Origin of the sequence: Yersinia artesiana, from assembly GCF_902726545.1 — a bacterium.
GTDB classification, from domain to species: domain Bacteria; phylum Pseudomonadota; class Gammaproteobacteria; order Enterobacterales; family Enterobacteriaceae; genus Yersinia; species Yersinia artesiana.
On the sequence record NZ_CACVAD010000032.1, the window covers coordinates 21142 to 37846 of the forward strand.

Genomic DNA, 16705 nt, shown 5'->3' on the forward strand with positions numbered 1-16705 from the left:
TGGTGTTTAGCGGGATAAGTGCTATGAGCCATGCTCATGAATAATAACTTCATAATTGATCGATGGTGACGATCAATAAATTAAAAATGATAAGTTTTAACTATTATGTTTTTTTCTTGTGGGCCGATTTATATAAAGCATACAAGGAGAAAGTAAGATGCTAAATAGTTTTAAAGTTGTTAATGGTTTGATTGTTTTATTGATAGTATTTTGTTTGCTCCAACTCAGTACCGTTGCCGTATTTTTTCCGATATTGAGTAACGACAGAGAAAATTTTGTTAATCAGCAAGAGATCAGCAATCAACGAACTGAATTGACGGGTGCTTGGGCCTATTTGCTTCGGACTCGTCTTCAGGCTAACAGAGCGATACTCAGCTATCTTATGGAAGATAGCAGCACAGCGGAAGGCCGGAAAGAGTTCAATGAACAATTGGCAGCGGCAAAAGAACGCTTTAGTGATGCCAAAAAATATTGGGCTACCTATGAATCTATCCCTCATCATAATGAGTTGCTTTTTCAGGAACTAAAGAATAATTACAGCATGTTGGATAATGCACTGACTGAACTCATTAAATTTATCGATACGGGTAATACTCAGGCAGCATATGAACTGCAAGTCCAGAAAAGTCAGGTTGATTTTGAAAAGGCATATAACCTCGTCATTGCAGATATGAATACTTTTAATCAGCAGGTGATTAACCACAGTCTGCAATCTTATAATTTGGCCATCTGGGCCAGTGTCGGCGTGCTGGTTATTCTCCTGTTGGTGGTTATTGGCGCGTGGTCAGGAGTTCGCTTTACACTGATCTCTCCGCTGAATAAGATTGCCGCGAGTATCCGTCATATTTCCAGTGGCGATTTGGCGCAGAATATTGATGTGCATGGCACCAATGAAATGGGGCAGTTGGCAGTATTACTGCGCAGTATGCAGGATCGTCTGGGGCAGACTGTAGATGAAATTCGTACGCGCGCGGATGTTATTTTAACCGGAGCCAGTGAAATTTCCGCCAATAATAATGATCTCTCCTCGCGCACAGAACAACAGGCCGCGGCATTGGAAGAAACGGCGGCCAGCATGGAAGAGCTGACTGCGACCGTCAAACAGAATGCAGAAAATGCCTCTCAGGCCAGCTTGTTGGCATTAAATACCTCTAAAACGGCACAACGTGGCGGCAGCGTCATGGATGAGGTGGTGCATACCATGAGCGAAATAGCCGAGGGTTCGCGGCAGATTACGCATATCACCAATGTTATCGACAGTATCGCTTTTCAAACCAACATCCTGGCATTGAATGCTGCGGTTGAAGCTGCCCGTGCCGGTGAACAAGGGCGGGGATTTGCCGTGGTCGCCAGTGAAGTCCGTAACCTGGCACAACGCAGTGCAGAGGCCGCGAAGGATATCAAAAAACTCATTGAAGATTCGGCACAAAAAGTCAACGTTGGCTCAGGTTTAGTCACCAATGCTGGCGAAACCATGGCGGAAATTGTGGATGCGGTAACGCGAGTGACCGCTATTATGAGTGAAATAGCTTCTGCATCTGACGAGCAAAGTCGTGGCATTGTGCAGGTGGGAATGGCGGTGACGGAAATGGATCAGGTCACTCAGCAAAATGCTGCGCAGGTTGAAGAGTCGGCTGCTGCTGCTGCTGTCTTGGAATCACAAGCCGGTAATTTGACTGAAGCTGTCTCTATTTTTCGTATTAAGCCCAACACCAGCACAGTACTGAACTAGATAAGAAGGTAAAAGAGTGGCTTTGTGTTGAGTAAAAGAACAGCCACAAAACCTTTCCATGCTCTTATTTAAAATAAGACGCCAAAAACACCGTTAATCTTAACAACGGTGTTTTTATATTAGTTAGATGTTGTGACTAATCATGGCGTCACTTGAAAATAAACCCTGCCAGGAAGTTTAGCCTGTATTATGAATAATATTCCTTTATTAAAAGCGGTTAAAATTATTATGTCATTACTACTGGTAATGATGATTTTATTTGCTGCACATGACATATACTCATCCAATCAAGGTCATGAACAAACGTTATTTGCAGAAAAAACAAAATTACAAAGAGACGAAATTGATGAACTTAACTATAACGTCGCCATCATCCGTGGGATGTTTAATGAACAGGCTTTGAACGGAGCATTAAATAAACCAATAAATGATGAGTGGGTTAAATATATTCAAGAGTTAATTACGGCATCAAGAAAATTACTCATATCTTATAACAATACAGTTAAAAACAATAACATCTATGATGCTGTTTCTATCGAGATTCATAAGGATATTTCTTATGTCCTGGATTACTACGATAATGCAATAAATGACGTTATTGCAGGAACATATAGAAATGACCAGGAAAACCGTATGGGAGATATTTTTAAAAAAATTGGCGACGATGTTAAAGAATTTTCCGCAATAAATTCTAATGCCTATAATAATGTGCTTGCCGCTGCGGAAAGTGTGAAGTCACAATCTTATGTTATTGCTATGATGCTGTTATCACTCTATCTGTTAATTATGTTAATGGCTGGAGTCTGGTTTAACAAAAATATCATCCTCAAAATCAGGCTTGCTTGTGATATTTTTGACAAAATAAGCAAAGGGGATTTGACCTCCAAGATTTTATACAAAAGTAAAAATGAGATAGGTCTTCTATTTACTCGTCTGGAAGATATGCAGATAGCACTGAAACAGACCATCTCTGTGGTAAAAGAGAGCACTGTTATTATTACACATGGCTCGACAGAAATTGCTGACGCTAATTTCAATTTATCTTCTCGCATTGAACAACAGGCCGGTGCACTACAGGAAACCGCCGCCAGTATGGAGGAAATAAAAACCACTGTTGCCAGCAATGCCCAAAATGCACAACAGACTAACCAGCTATCCCATACTGCGAGTGAGGCTGCCAGAAACGGTGCTGATATTATGCATAATGTTGTCTCCACCATGACAAGTATTGAAGAGAGCGCCAAAAAAATTGCAGAAATTACCAGCGTTATTAACAGTATTGCCAGTCAGACTAATATTCTGGCACTGAATGCAGCAGTAGAAGCAGCGCGGGCCGGTGAGCAAGGTCGCGGGTTTGCCGTTGTTGCCTCTGAAGTGAGAAATTTGGCCTCGCGCAGCAGCAATGCCGCCAGAGAAATTCATGTATTGATCAATGATGCGGTTGGCAATATTTCACACGGCTCTAAACTGGTGGCTAATGCCGGTGACAGCATGAATGAAATTGTCCATTCCATCACTAATGTCAGTGATATTATGCAGGAAATTGCCGTTGCTTCCGAACAACAAAGTGCAGGTATCAATCTGATTACTGTCGCCATTAACCAGTTAGATAACATGACACAGCAAAATACTTTATTGGTAGAGGAATCAGCTCGAAATACGCGAACACTTAATAATCAAGCGAAAGAACTGTCAGCGACGGTTGCGGTGTTCCAGATAGACGATAATGCAGAGAGTCCGAAAACATCCGTATCTGCTTTGGCAGTCCCTGCTTAAATATTAAATGTCTTATCTACTCTGAGCACACATCTGCTGGTAACAGCAGGTGTGTGGTTCATGACAAAGCGATCGATAACTCAGTGAGTGAAGGATTTACCGTACCTAGATATAAGGGCACTCCAGTGGCTTGTGGCACTTGTATTTAAAACTAAGAGTGATCCCAACAGCACCTTTCCCCTTCATTCCACTTTGTCGGAATATATTTAGTTTTATCGCATCAGGTTGTTTTTATTATTTCACGCTGCTGGATTTTTATTACCGATAATAAAATAGCGCGCAGTGTTTCTCGTGATGCATCACCTATATCGTCAACACTGATGTCATTGACATTCTCACTGGCACGGTTTAATAAGGCCACCAACCAGTCGTAAATATATCTGGCATTACCATAGGTGGCTTGTTCACCCAGATGTGTCAAACGTGTATTTGTACTTGCCTGCGGTGGTGGTGCAAAGATAACGGATCCTTTATCAATTCGACTTAATGGGCGTTCGGCAATAGCCACTTGATGGTATCCCAGCCAACTGACGAAATCACTGATGACATTAGCGGCGCGGGTAACCGCCATGGCTGCATCATCGCCATTTTGTGCCAACACTTTTTTCAAGGTCGCCAGCAGTTCAAGCCGATAACTGGTAGTAATGAGAATGTCGCATAATGTTTGAAGTTGTGCTGTTTCAAGTCCCAGTGCGGGAGCCACAGTTTGACGGGACACCAACTGACGTAAGTGATTCAACCATAACGCATATACCTGTGAGGCAAAGTCGCTAGGTGGGCAAACTGCGGGGGGCGTCGGGGTTATATCGGCAAATAGATCGATATTGAGCATCAACTCTGCTGGTTTATTGATGATTGTCTGATGATATTGCTGCCAGCATTGCTGCAAGGTATCGCGGGGCAGCATAAGGTTATCGATAAGCTCGCCATGCTGTGTCGCTTTCGATTGCAGTGTACGAATCAGTGCTTCGGTGTGCTGTCGGGTTGCTTGCACGCTATTCTCACGGTCAGGGGCAATAGTGCCAAATTGGCTGAGAACCTGCGCGAATAATGCATCCTGCAATGTGGTCAGACGCTGCTGCCGATTTGAGTTACTCAATGCTGCCGCCAGCCATTCCTGTAGGCTGGCTCTATTGCGATTATCCACAGCCTGCAATGTCCCCCAACGTTTACCCGACTGAGTCACAAAGCGCTGAACGGTATTATCAGCAGGGCCACTTTGCGTAAAGCGTATATCGAATGGTGTAATGGCCCAGACCAGTCGCGGTAGTTTGCTGTGCTGGGGGGTTTGGGTCTGTTCAACCCAGCGCACCAGACGTTTTGCGACCGGTGTTGGATGTTGGTTATCAGTCTGGGAATAACAAATCAACAGGGTATCGGGTTGCAAGCTGTCTTGATAATAGTTCAACTGGTGGTCTGGGATATCGAGCAGATCAACACCCGGGAGTGATGATTGACGGCTGAGTGTGAAGGTTATTTCTGCGCAAACCGGGGTCAGTTCATGTTGTGCAATGCTCTGGCGTGCCTGACTTTTGCCATGATGCAACGGGCAAACGATGATATCGGTATTGTGCTCAGTGTGTTGTGGCGGTGCGGGAAACAGGAATCCTTTGCCGGGAAGTAGAAAACCATCTACCACCAAACTGGCCGGAGCCAGTAGCTGCGACACATTACCCAAGTGGTGTAATGTTTGTGCCTGTTGCTGCCATTGTGCCGTAAGCGTGGAATCCTCTCCCCACAAGAGAGATAGCAAAACAGCACGGTCTGAAAGGTTCAGCCACGGAGCCAATTCTGCCATCTGATGTAACAGCGCATCATCGAGTTGATGTGGGCCACGGACGCCCTGCTGATAGCTATGGGCGAGCGCTGAAAATTGTTCACGGGTCATACTGGTGCTGAGGTCAACTTGACGACACATTTGCAGCTCGCTGAGTATCGAGGCAATAACGCTGTTTGGTACCCGGCGCGGTGCCTGACCCGTCTGATATTGGCGTATTAACCGCTGCGCCAGTTCGCTTTCATTGAATAGTGTCAGTAACAACGGATGATGTTCTTCCACGACGGCGGGGGGCGAATCGGTGAAGCGAACAGCTATCGATGTAGGCGCGTTATCGGGGTTGATATGCGTCAGATAGTTAAGCGTTTTTTCGCCTAACTGAACATAAATTTCATCACGGCCATCGGCGGCAATCATTTTGAGTAAATGATGTTTCCCTTCAATGCAGCCGCCATATAATCCCAGGGTCAGAGGAACTTGATTTAGAGCATCAATTTGCTGCTGGCGATGGCGCAGCTGTGTTAAGCGTGCCAGATAGCTGTCAGCTTCAAGGTGCAGATGTGCAGAATGTGTACGGGTCGTTTCCACCCAACTCGTGAGTTGGTTTAGCATCGTGTCAGGTTGATTCATTTTGGGTATACACTCCCGCTGTCTATCCAATAGTGATTGACACCGTTATAGCTGTTGGCAAGGGTGTTAAGTTTTAGCTTCAGTTCATTGAGCGGCACTGGTGTACCATCCTGCATTCTGGCTCCCACCAGGGAAAAGCCCCCGCTGCGTGGATCCTGTTGTAGCCGAACGTGTAATACACCATCGCCGGCGATACTCTTTGCCAGTTGCGGGGAGTTTATTTTCAGCAGATAGAGTGGGGTTGCAGGCCAACGCTCGTCGGCTAATTGACGAAAGCCAAGGCAGGCATCTCCCCGTAGCGGGAAGTTGAGGTTTTCATCCAATCGCGAATTGGGATTATCAAGGTCAATATCGCGATACCAGATATTTTCTTCGTTTAGCCTGTGGCTACCATCAAGCACACCAAGATAGCGAATAGTGGAATAGGCCTGAATATCGGCGGCTTTAAAATTGAAGCCCGGCAGGCGTAGATCCATTGCCAAACAGCAGAGCATTGCCCCCAGCGCTGCGGTTGATTTTGGATTGACCACGCGCCCATGACGACCAAAAGGAAAACGCTCATGGATCGGGTAATTATCCAGCCAGACCAGGCGGTTCACCGGTACGGGTTGCAGGTGGCGCAGTAGTGCCTGGATTCCTGGCAGTCGGGATGGCCGCCCGGTTATCAATAACACATCACAACAGTAATGGCTGACGACTTCACATAAAGATTGCAGCGGAGCAGTAAGAGTAAATCGTCCCGTCAACAGGGCTTGTTTGAGTGTTGCCAGTTCCACCCGTAGCGGAGTATCCAGCACATTAAATGGAGTTGCATCCGCAGGGAGCAACGGCTGAATCGCCTGATGAATATAATTCATGACATTCTGAGTTGGCTGCTGGACTAACAGTTCACCAAATCGCCCGTCAAACAGCGCATCATGGTCGTGAGGGGAGCAGTGCTCCCAACTGGCCAGAATGGCGTGTCCCAGCGGTATAAATAACTGTAAGGTTGTTTGTTGACGCAGTGTGGCACGGTTGCTGTCAAGATCAGTAGTACCGAACAGCTTAGCCATTACGCCTGCCGAATCGGTAACGCCGGCTTGATGTAACGCCTGTTGTAACGCGGGTAAAACGCAGCATTGGATCACATCCAGTAGGATATCGTCCCCTGCGACTTTAAACCCCTCACGGAACAGCAGGCGCGGAGTGATTTTCACATTACAACCGATACCCTCATCCAACTGATACTGGGTAATAGCCATATCGGTTGTGCCACCACCAATATCAATCGAGGCTACCCGCAGAGAGCTTCCCGCTGGGGCATCTGGCTCTGGCAAGCGATCGGGGCGAGCCAGACTCTGGAAAAATTCGTGAGAGTGTCCGGCATAATTATTCATTGCCTCGTTATACAGCCACACTAATTGGCCGCATGTCGCTTCATCCCATTCCATATGCACGGTTGGCAGCGCAATCATCTCGTTTTTTTGTGCACAGGAAAGGGGGCGCATTTCGTCATCCGGATGCCAGCCGAACGCTTGCCAGACCAATTTTGTCGCTTCCTGCATCCGCAAACGAAAAATTTCACGTTCCTGTTTTGGCATCGCCGAAGGCAGGGTCAGGATCAGGTGACGTAGCTGACGCGGTGCCTGCGGCAGCCCCATATTCTGGCGGTGACTGACACTGTTTATTTGCACCAACGCCTGTGCCAACACTTCACATAGCATCATTGTCATAAGAGAGCTGCGGCTATAATTCGGTGAAAATACCGGCAGTTGCTCATCCAACGGCAGGCTATCTAATGGTTGCCCATCGTCATTCATCAGGTTCATCAATGGCAGTGCAATGGCGCGTGGCTCACTACTTTTTTTGCCACTGAGTTGGCTGAAACGCCAGATTTGAGATGCCGGAGTATCATCCCATAGATAACGGCGTGGGCTGGAAATTCCGCTGGTTCCATCAGTCCCCTGACGCTGCATCGCCAGTTGGCGAGCCTCATCGCCGACACGTACCATCGACGGCCAGATAAACGCATCATCGCGGCCACTTTCCATGGAGAAGTGGTGTTTGCCAAACCTGGCTTCATTGAACTCAAGGCGGCTGGTGAACAAGGGTTCGCTGATAAATTGTGGTTCACCGAGTGAACGGATTTGCAATTCTGAGCTTTGCTGCAATCCAGCATTCTTTTCGCCGTGGTCTTCCAGTATGACCCCACAGGTGTGGGTGTTTCCGACATCCAGAATCAGATCGACGGCAATGGTCGGTGCGCTCAGTGTTTGTGTAACGATTTGTACTTCGGGTATGGCAAGCTGGCTACCGAGCATCTCAAGAATATTGAGAAAATGCGCCTGATACTCAAATGCTTTCAGCGCACCATTAAGCTCATGCTCGCTGCGCGCTTCCTGTTGCCTGGCGTAATGGACAAAGACTTCACGTAGCCAGCCATCGACCCAGGTTTGATCGAGAAATTCACCGATTTCATTGTTCTGCCAGGCAAGAGCAAAATACGCACCATTGCGGATATCATCTTCAGTGGGCATCAACTGACGAGTCGAATCGCCCTCGGCAGATATTTTGGTGTCAAACGCGATGCAAATACGCCAGGTATAGCCAGATGGATCGGGGTGTTGCAGGCTTTTAATATGAACGCGCGCCCAGTTTTCGGGGCTATGACTAAAGCTACGCGCCGGGCCAAAACGCATAAAAGGCAGAGGCAACCAGACGCCATCCAGCACTTTCAGCGAATGTTCGAGTGTGATGGTACTTTCCGGTTTGAGGATTTCGGGGGCACTGCCATTCTCTCCAGGTAGCACAAACCGGTCTGAGTGAGCATCGTAGTCAAGGCGCAACAACGGGCCGTTGACACTTTGGCGCACGAAACGACCGCGATGTGGATGGGTGGTCACAGGAGTAAGACCAAAATCCAAAAACTGGATGCTACTGTTTTTGACCAGAGTCACACTAGATTTATAGTCGATAAGGTTTGCCAGCATGGGATTATTTACTCACTTTTATCAACGTGACAGGAACCACAGTATCGCCGTCATAGCGGCCGGTGCACTGTGCCGGGCCGCTAAGGCCTTGGGTGCAGGTGATCTCTGGTAGTGGATAGCGACTGCCATCGCTACACTTGGCCTGACCACGACTTTTGATTATCAGGTTTCCGGATTGCATCAATCCCACTTCAATATCTGATTTACAGGTAATGCTGTCGCCATGCATGGTGCGAACGGTGCCGGTATTATTACTGTTTATCTGATAGCGTAGGCTGGGTGGCTTACCGGTTATCGGGTTTTTGACGTCGATGGTTGCCCGCCAGATACCGGTTAGAAATTTGGTTGAGCCAGCTTTGACCGCGTTGGGCGGGAGTACCAGTGCATTTTTTATTGCTTCTTTCGGCACCTCTGGCGCTTTGGTGATGGTCACCGGAATCACTACCGGAGCAGGAATAACCTGTGCAGGTTGTAAGGGTAATGAGTGTGTGAGGGCGATCATTGGTTTTCGAGGAGGCTGTTCGATAATCGGAATTGGGGGGATTTGCTGCTGGGAAAACAGTGACGGCAGCATTTTTGTTAAATACGGATATACCACCGGGATAGCAACAAATAATATGACCATCAGCATGATAACCAGCCTGACTTTGCGCAGAGTACGCGGCCAGGCAGGGAGCGATTTTTGTGGCTGAGGTGGGGTAACCTCTGGCGCGGCCTCATCCGCCACAATTGGTGCCACTGGCTGCGGCTGTGAGATTCGTGATTTGCTCAATGTGACAATAACGGGTTCAGGATCACCAAGAGTATCGTCGTCGTCTTCTTTTTCTGTTTCAGTGGGTTGTTCTGCTAACTGTGCGATATCTGGCTCAAGTGGAGCAGATTGGCGCAGGCACTCAAATACATCTTCCCGTGCTGAGTGATGCAGATTCACAAATCCCCAAAAGGTGATTACCGGTTTGTCATCAATCAGATAAATATGTGAGCTGGCCGGAAACTGGAACACCTTGGTCAACAAAGAGCCAAATAACTGAAGTGAGGTCTTTTCGGCTTGCAAACAACGCTGACTTATTGCTGAAGCGGTGACCAGACAATTGTCTAAATAGCACAGTGCCTGTTCGCGTTGTTCTTCGCTGGCAGATACCCAAGGCGTGACAATGCCATTGAGTGGTGAATACCAGTCGACTTTATCTTCTACATCATTGTGCTGAGGGATCGCCAGACAATCGAGAATATGCTGTTGCTTGCGCAAGCGCAGTGTCTCGCGTATTTGTAACGCGCTATCAAATATTGTCTGTCCATTTTCACCCAGCGCGATGAAATCATCCAGATATCCGCTGCGCAATATTATTTTTGCCACTTCATCAACCTTGCCTTATAGATCTGCTTGTTAATTAACGCTGTGGTCAACTAACGATGAACTGTCTATTTTAACGGCTTTAGCGACAAAAAAACGGCAAAGAGAATGGCCGAAGAGTGGACAAAAGTGTTGGCTAATAAAACGATTGTTTATCCGAATTAAACTTCCTCACTAAATAAAGGAAGCTTAATTTGATAAATTCATTCTTAGCGGAGGATTAAACACTAATGTTATAAACCTTGCCAGAAAGGGAATTGTTCGATTGACCATCAGGGCTATACAATGATGAGTTTGACCCAGCCTTGTTGACAACACTCTTTAGATCATTTGTTTTCTGCATATGCAGTTCGAGCAATACAGATATTTTTTTATTTAACTCGTTAGCAACAGTCACTTTCTGGATGATATGGCTCCAGTAAGACGCCAGACGTGAATTTTGATGATAAGGCGCAACCAGCTTTAATATAATTTCCTGCTGTTTGCGCTGTTCATCATAATGACTGATTGTTGATAACAATTGGCTTTTACTATCAGAGACTATTTGTAATGACACTGGATTTATCTGTGTCCGTCTTAATTGATTCGCCTCTTCGATAAGAATCGCTTCAAGTTCTTCGAGAGATCCCTCCAATTTGAGCAGAATGGATCGTAGGTTTTCCATTTTCATTTATTTATTACAGCTTATGATAGTTGAAAGATATCTTGCACTAAGGCATTGGCGATTATATCAGTATCGAGATCCAGTGTACCCGCGTCCATAGATGCCTGAATTTTAGCAAGGCGGTCGTAGTCGATATCGTCAGAACTGTCGGTTTGTATCTGCTGGGTTAACTGACTTAATTTAACCTGCGTACCGGAGTTTTCGCTGTTCTCAATTTGTTGCGAACTGACGTCTCCTGTTCTTGGACGCATGATTAAATCCTGCTGAGCATTAACAACCGTCACGGGTAGGGGTTGTTGTGTTCGGTCTATACTCATAATAATCCTCGGCAATTTGTTGGCATCGTGGCTTGGCGGTATAAATATAATATCGGTGGTTATCAAAAAAACTAAAATTATTCTTTAAGATTAATATTCACTTTCCCGTCAGGGGCGACGGTTCCCGTCATAATTTGCCCTGAACGCATTGTTACTCTTAGCGTTTCTCCTACCGCGGCATTGTCCATGGCTTTACCTTTCGCGCGTATGCGAAACCCTGCTCCAGAGGCGACAACCTCGACTTCTCGTCCGGAAGTAATCGCCCAACCTTCACGTAATTGATTTTGCACGATAGGCTGTCCATGACTGATAGAGCGTGCCGCGGTCTGGCCAATAATATTGTCTTTATTAAACACCAGCCCTGCCGGTAGGCGCTCAAGTGAACCACTGCGAGAGATAATATCTTCAGGTTGGATGAGTGCTCCTGGCTTAATGGTGTGGCGGGCTGTCCACCATGTGCCTTGCGCCAGAACCGCGATCTGAATAAATTTTCGCTTATTACCACACTGTGCGATCACACTTTTATTGCCGGTCAGTCGGGTGTTATTACCGGCAATAGAGAGTTCCGGATCAGGGCACAGCGAGTTTAGTTGGTCGGCAGAGGTCAGAATTTTTATGGTGCGATTCAACTCAGCACTAGCCGCTATACTACTTTGCGCATTCACTAATGCGGTTATTTTCTCAGTGAGTGAATTACCAGGGGAATAGGGGGTTGCAGTAGCATCAAATATTTTAAGGCAGAAAATAAACAGTAATAAAGTGACGAAGATATTGCGTGAGGGTAACATGCTATTGTCTGGCCTTAGTATTATTTAATGTAGAGTAAACTATTTGTTATCGACTTTCTGGGGCTGGAATTATATGTCAGGAGTTAACTTTATTAACGTGTTAAATACTGCAATTTATGACGCCAATTCTTCGGATAATGATATTTTACCTTGACTGAATAATTCATCCTTTTAAAAGGGGATACTTTTGACTGATCCTTGCCGTATAAAATAGAAACTTTCGCCCCTAGAATATAAGCGTTAATCTACATAAGGCAGGGGCCGGTTTTTCATGCTTGATAAACTTGATAATGCATTACGTTTCCAACAAGAATCACTCAGTTTATTGACCCAACGTCAGGATATATTGGCCTCGAATATCGCCAATGTCGATACGCCAGGGTATTTAGCCAGAGATATAGATTTTTCACAGCAATTAAAAAACGCTGTGGAAAGAAGTGCGCCTGAAAAAGGCCCTCTCACCCTGGCATTAACCTCCGGAACGCATATTGCAGGTTTAGCACCTGCAATTAATAACAATCAACTACTTTATCGTATTCCGGATCAGCCTAGTGCGGATGGTAATACCGTTGATATGGATCGTGAGCGTGTCAGTTTTGCTGATAACAGTATGAAATATCAATCCAGTCTAACCATTCTCAGCACACAAATTAAAAGCATGATGAGTGTCATCAATTAGGGTTAATGAGTGCCATGTCAACATTCAGCATATTTGATATTTCGGGGTCCGCGATGGCGGCCCAATCTAAACGGCTTAATGTCAGTGCCAGTAATATGGCCAATGCCGACAGCGCTGTGGGGCCTGATGGTCAGCCCTATCGTGCGCGGCAGGTTATTTTTCAAGTTAACAATGCACCAGGGCAAGAAATCGGCGGTGTCCGGGTGAGCGAGTTGGTAGAAAGCAACGAACCCGATCGCATGCTCTATGAACCGGGAAATCCACTTGCAGACGAGAATGGCTATGTTCGCATGCCGAATGTCAATGTCGTCAATGAGATGGTCAACACCATCTCGGCGTCTCGCAGTTATCAGGCCAATGTCGAAGTTATGAATACGGCTAAATCAATGATGTTAAAAACATTGACTCTGGGTCAATAAGGGACGGGGAAATGGCTGTTTCACCAGTAATGAGTAGTAGTAATACATCCGCTAACGAATCCAAAAGCGGTGGTAATAGTGTTGAGGATTTAACCGATAGTTTTATGACATTGCTGGTTGCTCAGATGCAAAATCAGGACCCAACCAACCCGATGGATAATAACCAGTTAACTTCCCAGTTGGCACAATTTAATACCGCATCAGGGGTTCAGCAACTCAATACCACATTGAATGCAGTCGGTTCACTGGTCACCAGTATGCAGCAGATGAATGCCGCAGATTGGGTTGGGCGTCGCGTGTGGATTGAGGGCGACTCGGTTGTTTCCCTGACCGAAGGTGGGAATCAAGAGTTTGCATTCTCGCTGGATAACGATGCCGACAAGGTTACGGTCACGTTAACGGATTCGCAGGGCAATGCCTATGCTGCCGAATTAAAGAATGTCAAAGCGGGTGTGAATAAATTCAGTCTTGATGACCTGAGTGGTTTCCAACCCTCCGAGCCGCCACCGGATATTGAGGGCGGATATAAAGTTTCATTCTCTGCCGCAAATAGTGAAGGTGGCGTGCCGAATATCGTTGCACTGAAACAAGCCAAAGTAGATGGCGTTTCATTCTCTCCTAGCGGTGCGGTGTTGCAGTTGGGATTAAATGGTAGCGCGACGTTAGGCGATATTTATTTCATTGAATGATCCAATTTTAGTATTTCATTTTTAGTATTCAGGAAGATTAACCATGAGTTTTTCACAAGGCCTTAGTGGATTAAGTGCAGCTTCACAAGCCCTCGATGTCGTCGGTAACAATATTGCCAACTCCCAAACAGTGGGATTCAAATCAGGTTCCATTGCCTTTGCCGATGTATTTGCCGGCTCACAAATCGGGATGGGGGTGCAGGTCTCTGCGGTTAACCAAAATTTCAGCGATGGCGTTTTGGGGAGTGGCAGTAGCAGCCTAGATATGGGCATCCAGGGCAATGGTTTTTTCCGTTTGGTGAATGAAGCCGGTCGCGTGTTTTATAGCCGCAATGGTCAATTCAAAAGTGATGAAAACGGCAATATCATGAATAACCAAGGGATGTTTTTGACCGGTTATCAGGCCACAGGTAATCCGCCAACAATCCAACCCGGTGCGGCGATAGGGCCGATTCAAATCCCATCAGGGCAGATGGTAGCACGCGCTTCTGATGGCGGTACTCTCAACGGTAATCTGGACTCCGGCACTACAGCAATCGATCAAACCGCTAATCCTTTTGATCCGGCAGACAACAAAAGCTACAACTCGGTAAGTCAGGTCGATGCTTTCGATAGCCTCGGCAATAAGCATACTATCAATATTTATTATGTGAAAACCGGTGACAACGAATGGAAAGCCTATTCCAGTAATACCACTTCACCGCTGTTGGATGGTAGTGGTGATCCGGTTTATCAAGAACTTGAACTGAATTTTGATACCTCAGGGCAACTGACCACCAATCCGGCGAGATTAAACATACAGGGTGCGGCCTTTAATGGTGGCGAAGCCTTGAACTTTGATCTGGATATGGCGGGCATGACCCAACAGGCATCCGATACGTCAATGAATAGCCCGACCACTACCGGTTATGCTCCCGGCTTAATGAATGGTTATGTTGTTGGGGATAATGGCCAGATTGTGGCCTCTTACAGTAATGGACAACAGCAGTTGCTGGGTCAGGTTGTGCTGTCGAATTTCACCAATCCGGGTGGATTGTCTTCTCAAGGCGATAACTGCTGGTCGGAGACGCCGGAATCAGGGCAACCCGTTACTGGTGTTTCCGGTACGGGGAATCTGGGGACGCTGTACGGTAATCGGCTTGAAGCCTCTAACGTCGATCTGAGTAAAGAGATGGTCAACATGATCGTCTATCAACGTAACTACCAGTCCAACTCACAGACCATTAAAACCCAATCTGAACTCCTTCAGATCCTGGCTAACCTCGGTTAACGGCAGACTCCTATGGATCGCGCAATATATACCGCAATGGGTGCGGCTAATGCCGCCCTCAACCGTCAGGGTGTGGTGTCAAACAACCTGGCCAATGCTTCAACGACCGGCTTTCGTGCACAGCTTTCGGCTTATCGCGCGGTTCCGATTAATGGCCCTTCTGTCGAAACCCGAACACTGGTGACAGAGTCGACGCCTTACCACGATGATTCGATGGGAACGATCAACCAGACTGGCCGTAATTTGGATGTGGCGTTACCTCAGGATGGCTGGCTGGCAGTGGAACTGCCGGATGGCGGTGAGGCTTACACCCGTGCCGGCAATATTGAAGTCGATAGTGAAGGCTTATTGACGGTCAGAGGGCTGCCGGTCATCGGCGATGGCGGAGCAATCAATGTCCCGCCGCAGTCAGAATTGACGATTGCTCCTGACGGCACTATTACCGCCCGTGGCGCAGGGGAAGAGCCTTCAGCACTGGCTCAGGTGGGGAGGCTGAAAATGGTGAATGCCCAACTTCAGGATCTACACCACGGTGACGATGGCCTATTTCATATCGCTGATACCTCACCCAATGCCGGGTTGCCTGAGTTACCGGCAGATCAGGATCTGCTGTTAATTCCCGGCGCGCTGGAAAGCAGCAATGTTAGTCCCGTGAAATCAATGGTCGACATGATAGCCACCGCACGTGGATTTGACATGAATATGAAAGTCATCAGTGCGGTGGATGATAACGAAAAGAAAGCTAACCAGTTACTGGCCATGGGGTAAGCCCGGGCAAAGAGGAATTTCAGTATGATCCGTTCTTTATGGATTGCCAAAACCGGTCTTGAAGCACAACAGACCAATATGGACGTTATCTCCAATAACCTGGCAAACGTCAGTACTAATGGGTTTAAAAGACAGCGTGCGGTATTTGAAGATTTACTTTATCAAACGTTACGTCAACCCGGTGCGCAGTCTTCAGAGCAGACGACTATCCCGTCCGGATTGCAGTTGGGAACCGGGGTACGTCCGGTGGCAACCGAGCGCATCCATAGCCAAGGGGGATTGACGCAAACCAATAACAGCAAAGACCTGGCAATTGAAGGGCACGGGTTCTTCCAGATCCAATTGGCCGATGGCACCACCGCTTATACCCGCGACGGTTCTTTCCAGTTTGACCAGAATGGTCAACTGGTGACCGCGAGCGGTTATCCGGTACAACCGGCCATCACTATCCCGCAGGATGCGGATACTTTGACCGTGGGTAATGACGGCATCGTGAGTGTCACCGTGCCGGGGCAAACTGCACCGCAGCAGGTGGGGCAGCTCACGTTAAGCACCTTCATTAACGATTCCGGTCTGGAAAGCATTGGTGAAAACCTCTACCGCGAAACCCAGGCTTCCGGTGCGCCCAATGAAACCACGCCCGGCCTGAATGGTGGCGGTAGCCTTCGACAAGGTTATGTCGAAACCTCCAACGTTAATGTGGCGGAAGAGCTGGTGAATATGATCCAGACTCAGCGCGCCTATGAAATTAACAGTAAAGCGGTATCGACATCGGATCAGATGTTGCAACGCCTGACACAACTTTGATAGCAGCCATAAGTCTGGCCTCTGCCTTGCAAGCAGGGGCCGATTTACGGTTGTTTTTGCCCGTAG

The 16705-nt window shown here is 47.1% G+C and carries 13 protein-coding genes and 1 pseudogene; 8 read left to right on the top strand and 6 right to left on the bottom strand.

All coding sequences use genetic code 11. The features are described 5' to 3' along the window. Positions 1–157: 157 nt before the first annotated feature. A pseudogene (locus HU019_RS20455) lies at positions 158–1705 on the top strand (methyl-accepting chemotaxis protein); the annotation flags it as partial. Positions 1706–1921: 216 nt separating this feature from the next. Beyond that, a complete protein-coding gene (locus tag HU019_RS12420; protein ID WP_174848070.1) occupies positions 1922–3508 on the top strand; it encodes a methyl-accepting chemotaxis protein in 1587 nt (528 codons plus the stop codon). A gap of 220 nt (positions 3509–3728) precedes the next feature. Here HU019_RS12420 and HU019_RS12425 read toward each other — a convergent pair whose 3' ends face one another. From HU019_RS12425 to flgA, 6 genes are all read right to left on the bottom strand, one after another. Beyond that, on the bottom strand, positions 3729–5915 hold the full coding sequence (locus HU019_RS12425) for a virulence factor SrfC family protein (RefSeq protein WP_174848069.1): 2187 nt from the start codon (positions 5913–5915) through the stop codon (positions 3729–3731). Next, a complete protein-coding gene (locus tag HU019_RS12430; protein ID WP_174848068.1) occupies positions 5912–8884 on the bottom strand; it encodes a virulence factor SrfB in 2973 nt (990 codons plus the stop codon). The genes HU019_RS12425 and HU019_RS12430 overlap by 4 nt, the downstream gene beginning before the upstream one ends. A 4-nt stretch (positions 8885–8888) precedes the next feature. Beyond that, positions 8889–10241: an SrfA family protein gene (locus HU019_RS12435; RefSeq protein ID WP_174848067.1), complete on the bottom strand. Its 1353-nt coding sequence runs from the start codon at positions 10239–10241 to the stop codon at positions 8889–8891. Between the two features lie 217 nt (positions 10242–10458). Further along, positions 10459–10908 carry a flagella synthesis protein FlgN gene (locus HU019_RS12440; protein ID WP_174848066.1) on the bottom strand — a complete coding sequence of 150 codons (450 nt, stop codon included), beginning with the start codon at positions 10906–10908 and terminating at the stop codon, positions 10459–10461. Positions 10909–10922: 14 nt separating this feature from the next. Further along, the gene (gene flgM / locus HU019_RS12445) at positions 10923–11219 is read right to left on the bottom strand and encodes a flagellar biosynthesis anti-sigma factor FlgM (RefSeq protein ID WP_227739399.1); all 297 of its coding nucleotides are present in this window, start codon (positions 11217–11219) and stop codon (positions 10923–10925) included. Between the two features lie 77 nt (positions 11220–11296). Then, on the bottom strand, positions 11297–12007 hold the full coding sequence (gene flgA, locus HU019_RS12450; RefSeq protein WP_174848065.1) for a flagellar basal body P-ring formation chaperone FlgA: 711 nt from the start codon (positions 12005–12007) through the stop codon (positions 11297–11299). 271 nt (positions 12008–12278) lie between these two features. Between flgA and flgB the strand changes: the two genes are divergently transcribed. From flgB to flgG, 6 genes are read left to right on the top strand one after another with little or no spacing between them, the layout of a single operon-like run. Beyond that, entirely contained in the window at positions 12279–12686 is a 408-nt protein-coding gene (flgB, locus tag HU019_RS12455; protein WP_076707224.1) for a flagellar basal body rod protein FlgB, read from the top strand. Positions 12687–12700: 14 nt separating this feature from the next. Beyond that, on the top strand, positions 12701–13105 hold the full coding sequence (gene flgC, locus HU019_RS12460) for a flagellar basal body rod protein FlgC (protein ID WP_077174606.1): 405 nt from the start codon (positions 12701–12703) through the stop codon (positions 13103–13105). Positions 13106–13116: 11 nt separating this feature from the next. After that, entirely contained in the window at positions 13117–13794 is a 678-nt protein-coding gene (locus tag HU019_RS12465; protein ID WP_077174452.1) for a flagellar hook assembly protein FlgD, read from the top strand. Between the two features lie 43 nt (positions 13795–13837). After that, complete coding sequence (flgE, locus tag HU019_RS12470; protein ID WP_174848064.1) at positions 13838–15064, top strand: flagellar hook protein FlgE; 1227 nt, start codon at positions 13838–13840, stop codon at positions 15062–15064. A gap of 12 nt (positions 15065–15076) precedes the next feature. Continuing rightward, a complete protein-coding gene (locus tag HU019_RS12475) occupies positions 15077–15832 on the top strand; it encodes a flagellar basal body rod protein FlgF (RefSeq protein WP_077174450.1) in 756 nt (251 codons plus the stop codon). A gap of 24 nt (positions 15833–15856) precedes the next feature. Beyond that, complete coding sequence (gene flgG, locus HU019_RS12480) at positions 15857–16639, top strand: flagellar basal-body rod protein FlgG (protein WP_076707228.1); 783 nt, start codon at positions 15857–15859, stop codon at positions 16637–16639. Positions 16640–16705: the final 66 nt, after the last annotated feature.

Bases quoted from the DNA above. Each gene is read 5' to 3' on its own strand.
- flgC (WP_077174606.1), top strand. From the start codon at position 12,701: ATGTCAACATTCAGCATATTTGATATTTCGGGGTCCGCGATGGCGGCC.
- HU019_RS12440 (WP_174848066.1), bottom strand. From the start codon at position 10,908: ATGAAAATGGAAAACCTACGATCCATTCTGCTCAAATTGGAGGGATCT.
- flgA (WP_174848065.1), bottom strand. From the start codon at position 12,007: ATGTTACCCTCACGCAATATCTTCGTCACTTTATTACTGTTTATTTTC.
- HU019_RS12430 (WP_174848068.1), bottom strand. From the start codon at position 8,884: ATGCTGGCAAACCTTATCGACTATAAATCTAGTGTGACTCTGGTCAAA.
- flgG (WP_076707228.1), top strand. From the start codon at position 15,857: ATGATCCGTTCTTTATGGATTGCCAAAACCGGTCTTGAAGCACAACAG.
- flgE (WP_174848064.1), top strand. From the start codon at position 13,838: ATGAGTTTTTCACAAGGCCTTAGTGGATTAAGTGCAGCTTCACAAGCC.
- HU019_RS12465 (WP_077174452.1), top strand. From the start codon at position 13,117: ATGGCTGTTTCACCAGTAATGAGTAGTAGTAATACATCCGCTAACGAA.
- flgB (WP_076707224.1), top strand. From the start codon at position 12,279: ATGCTTGATAAACTTGATAATGCATTACGTTTCCAACAAGAATCACTC.
- HU019_RS12425 (WP_174848069.1), bottom strand. From the start codon at position 5,915: ATGAATCAACCTGACACGATGCTAAACCAACTCACGAGTTGGGTGGAA.
- flgM (WP_227739399.1), bottom strand. From the start codon at position 11,219: ATGAGTATAGACCGAACACAACAACCCCTACCCGTGACGGTTGTTAAT.
- HU019_RS12475 (WP_077174450.1), top strand. From the start codon at position 15,077: ATGGATCGCGCAATATATACCGCAATGGGTGCGGCTAATGCCGCCCTC.
- HU019_RS12420 (WP_174848070.1), top strand. From the start codon at position 1,922: ATGAATAATATTCCTTTATTAAAAGCGGTTAAAATTATTATGTCATTA.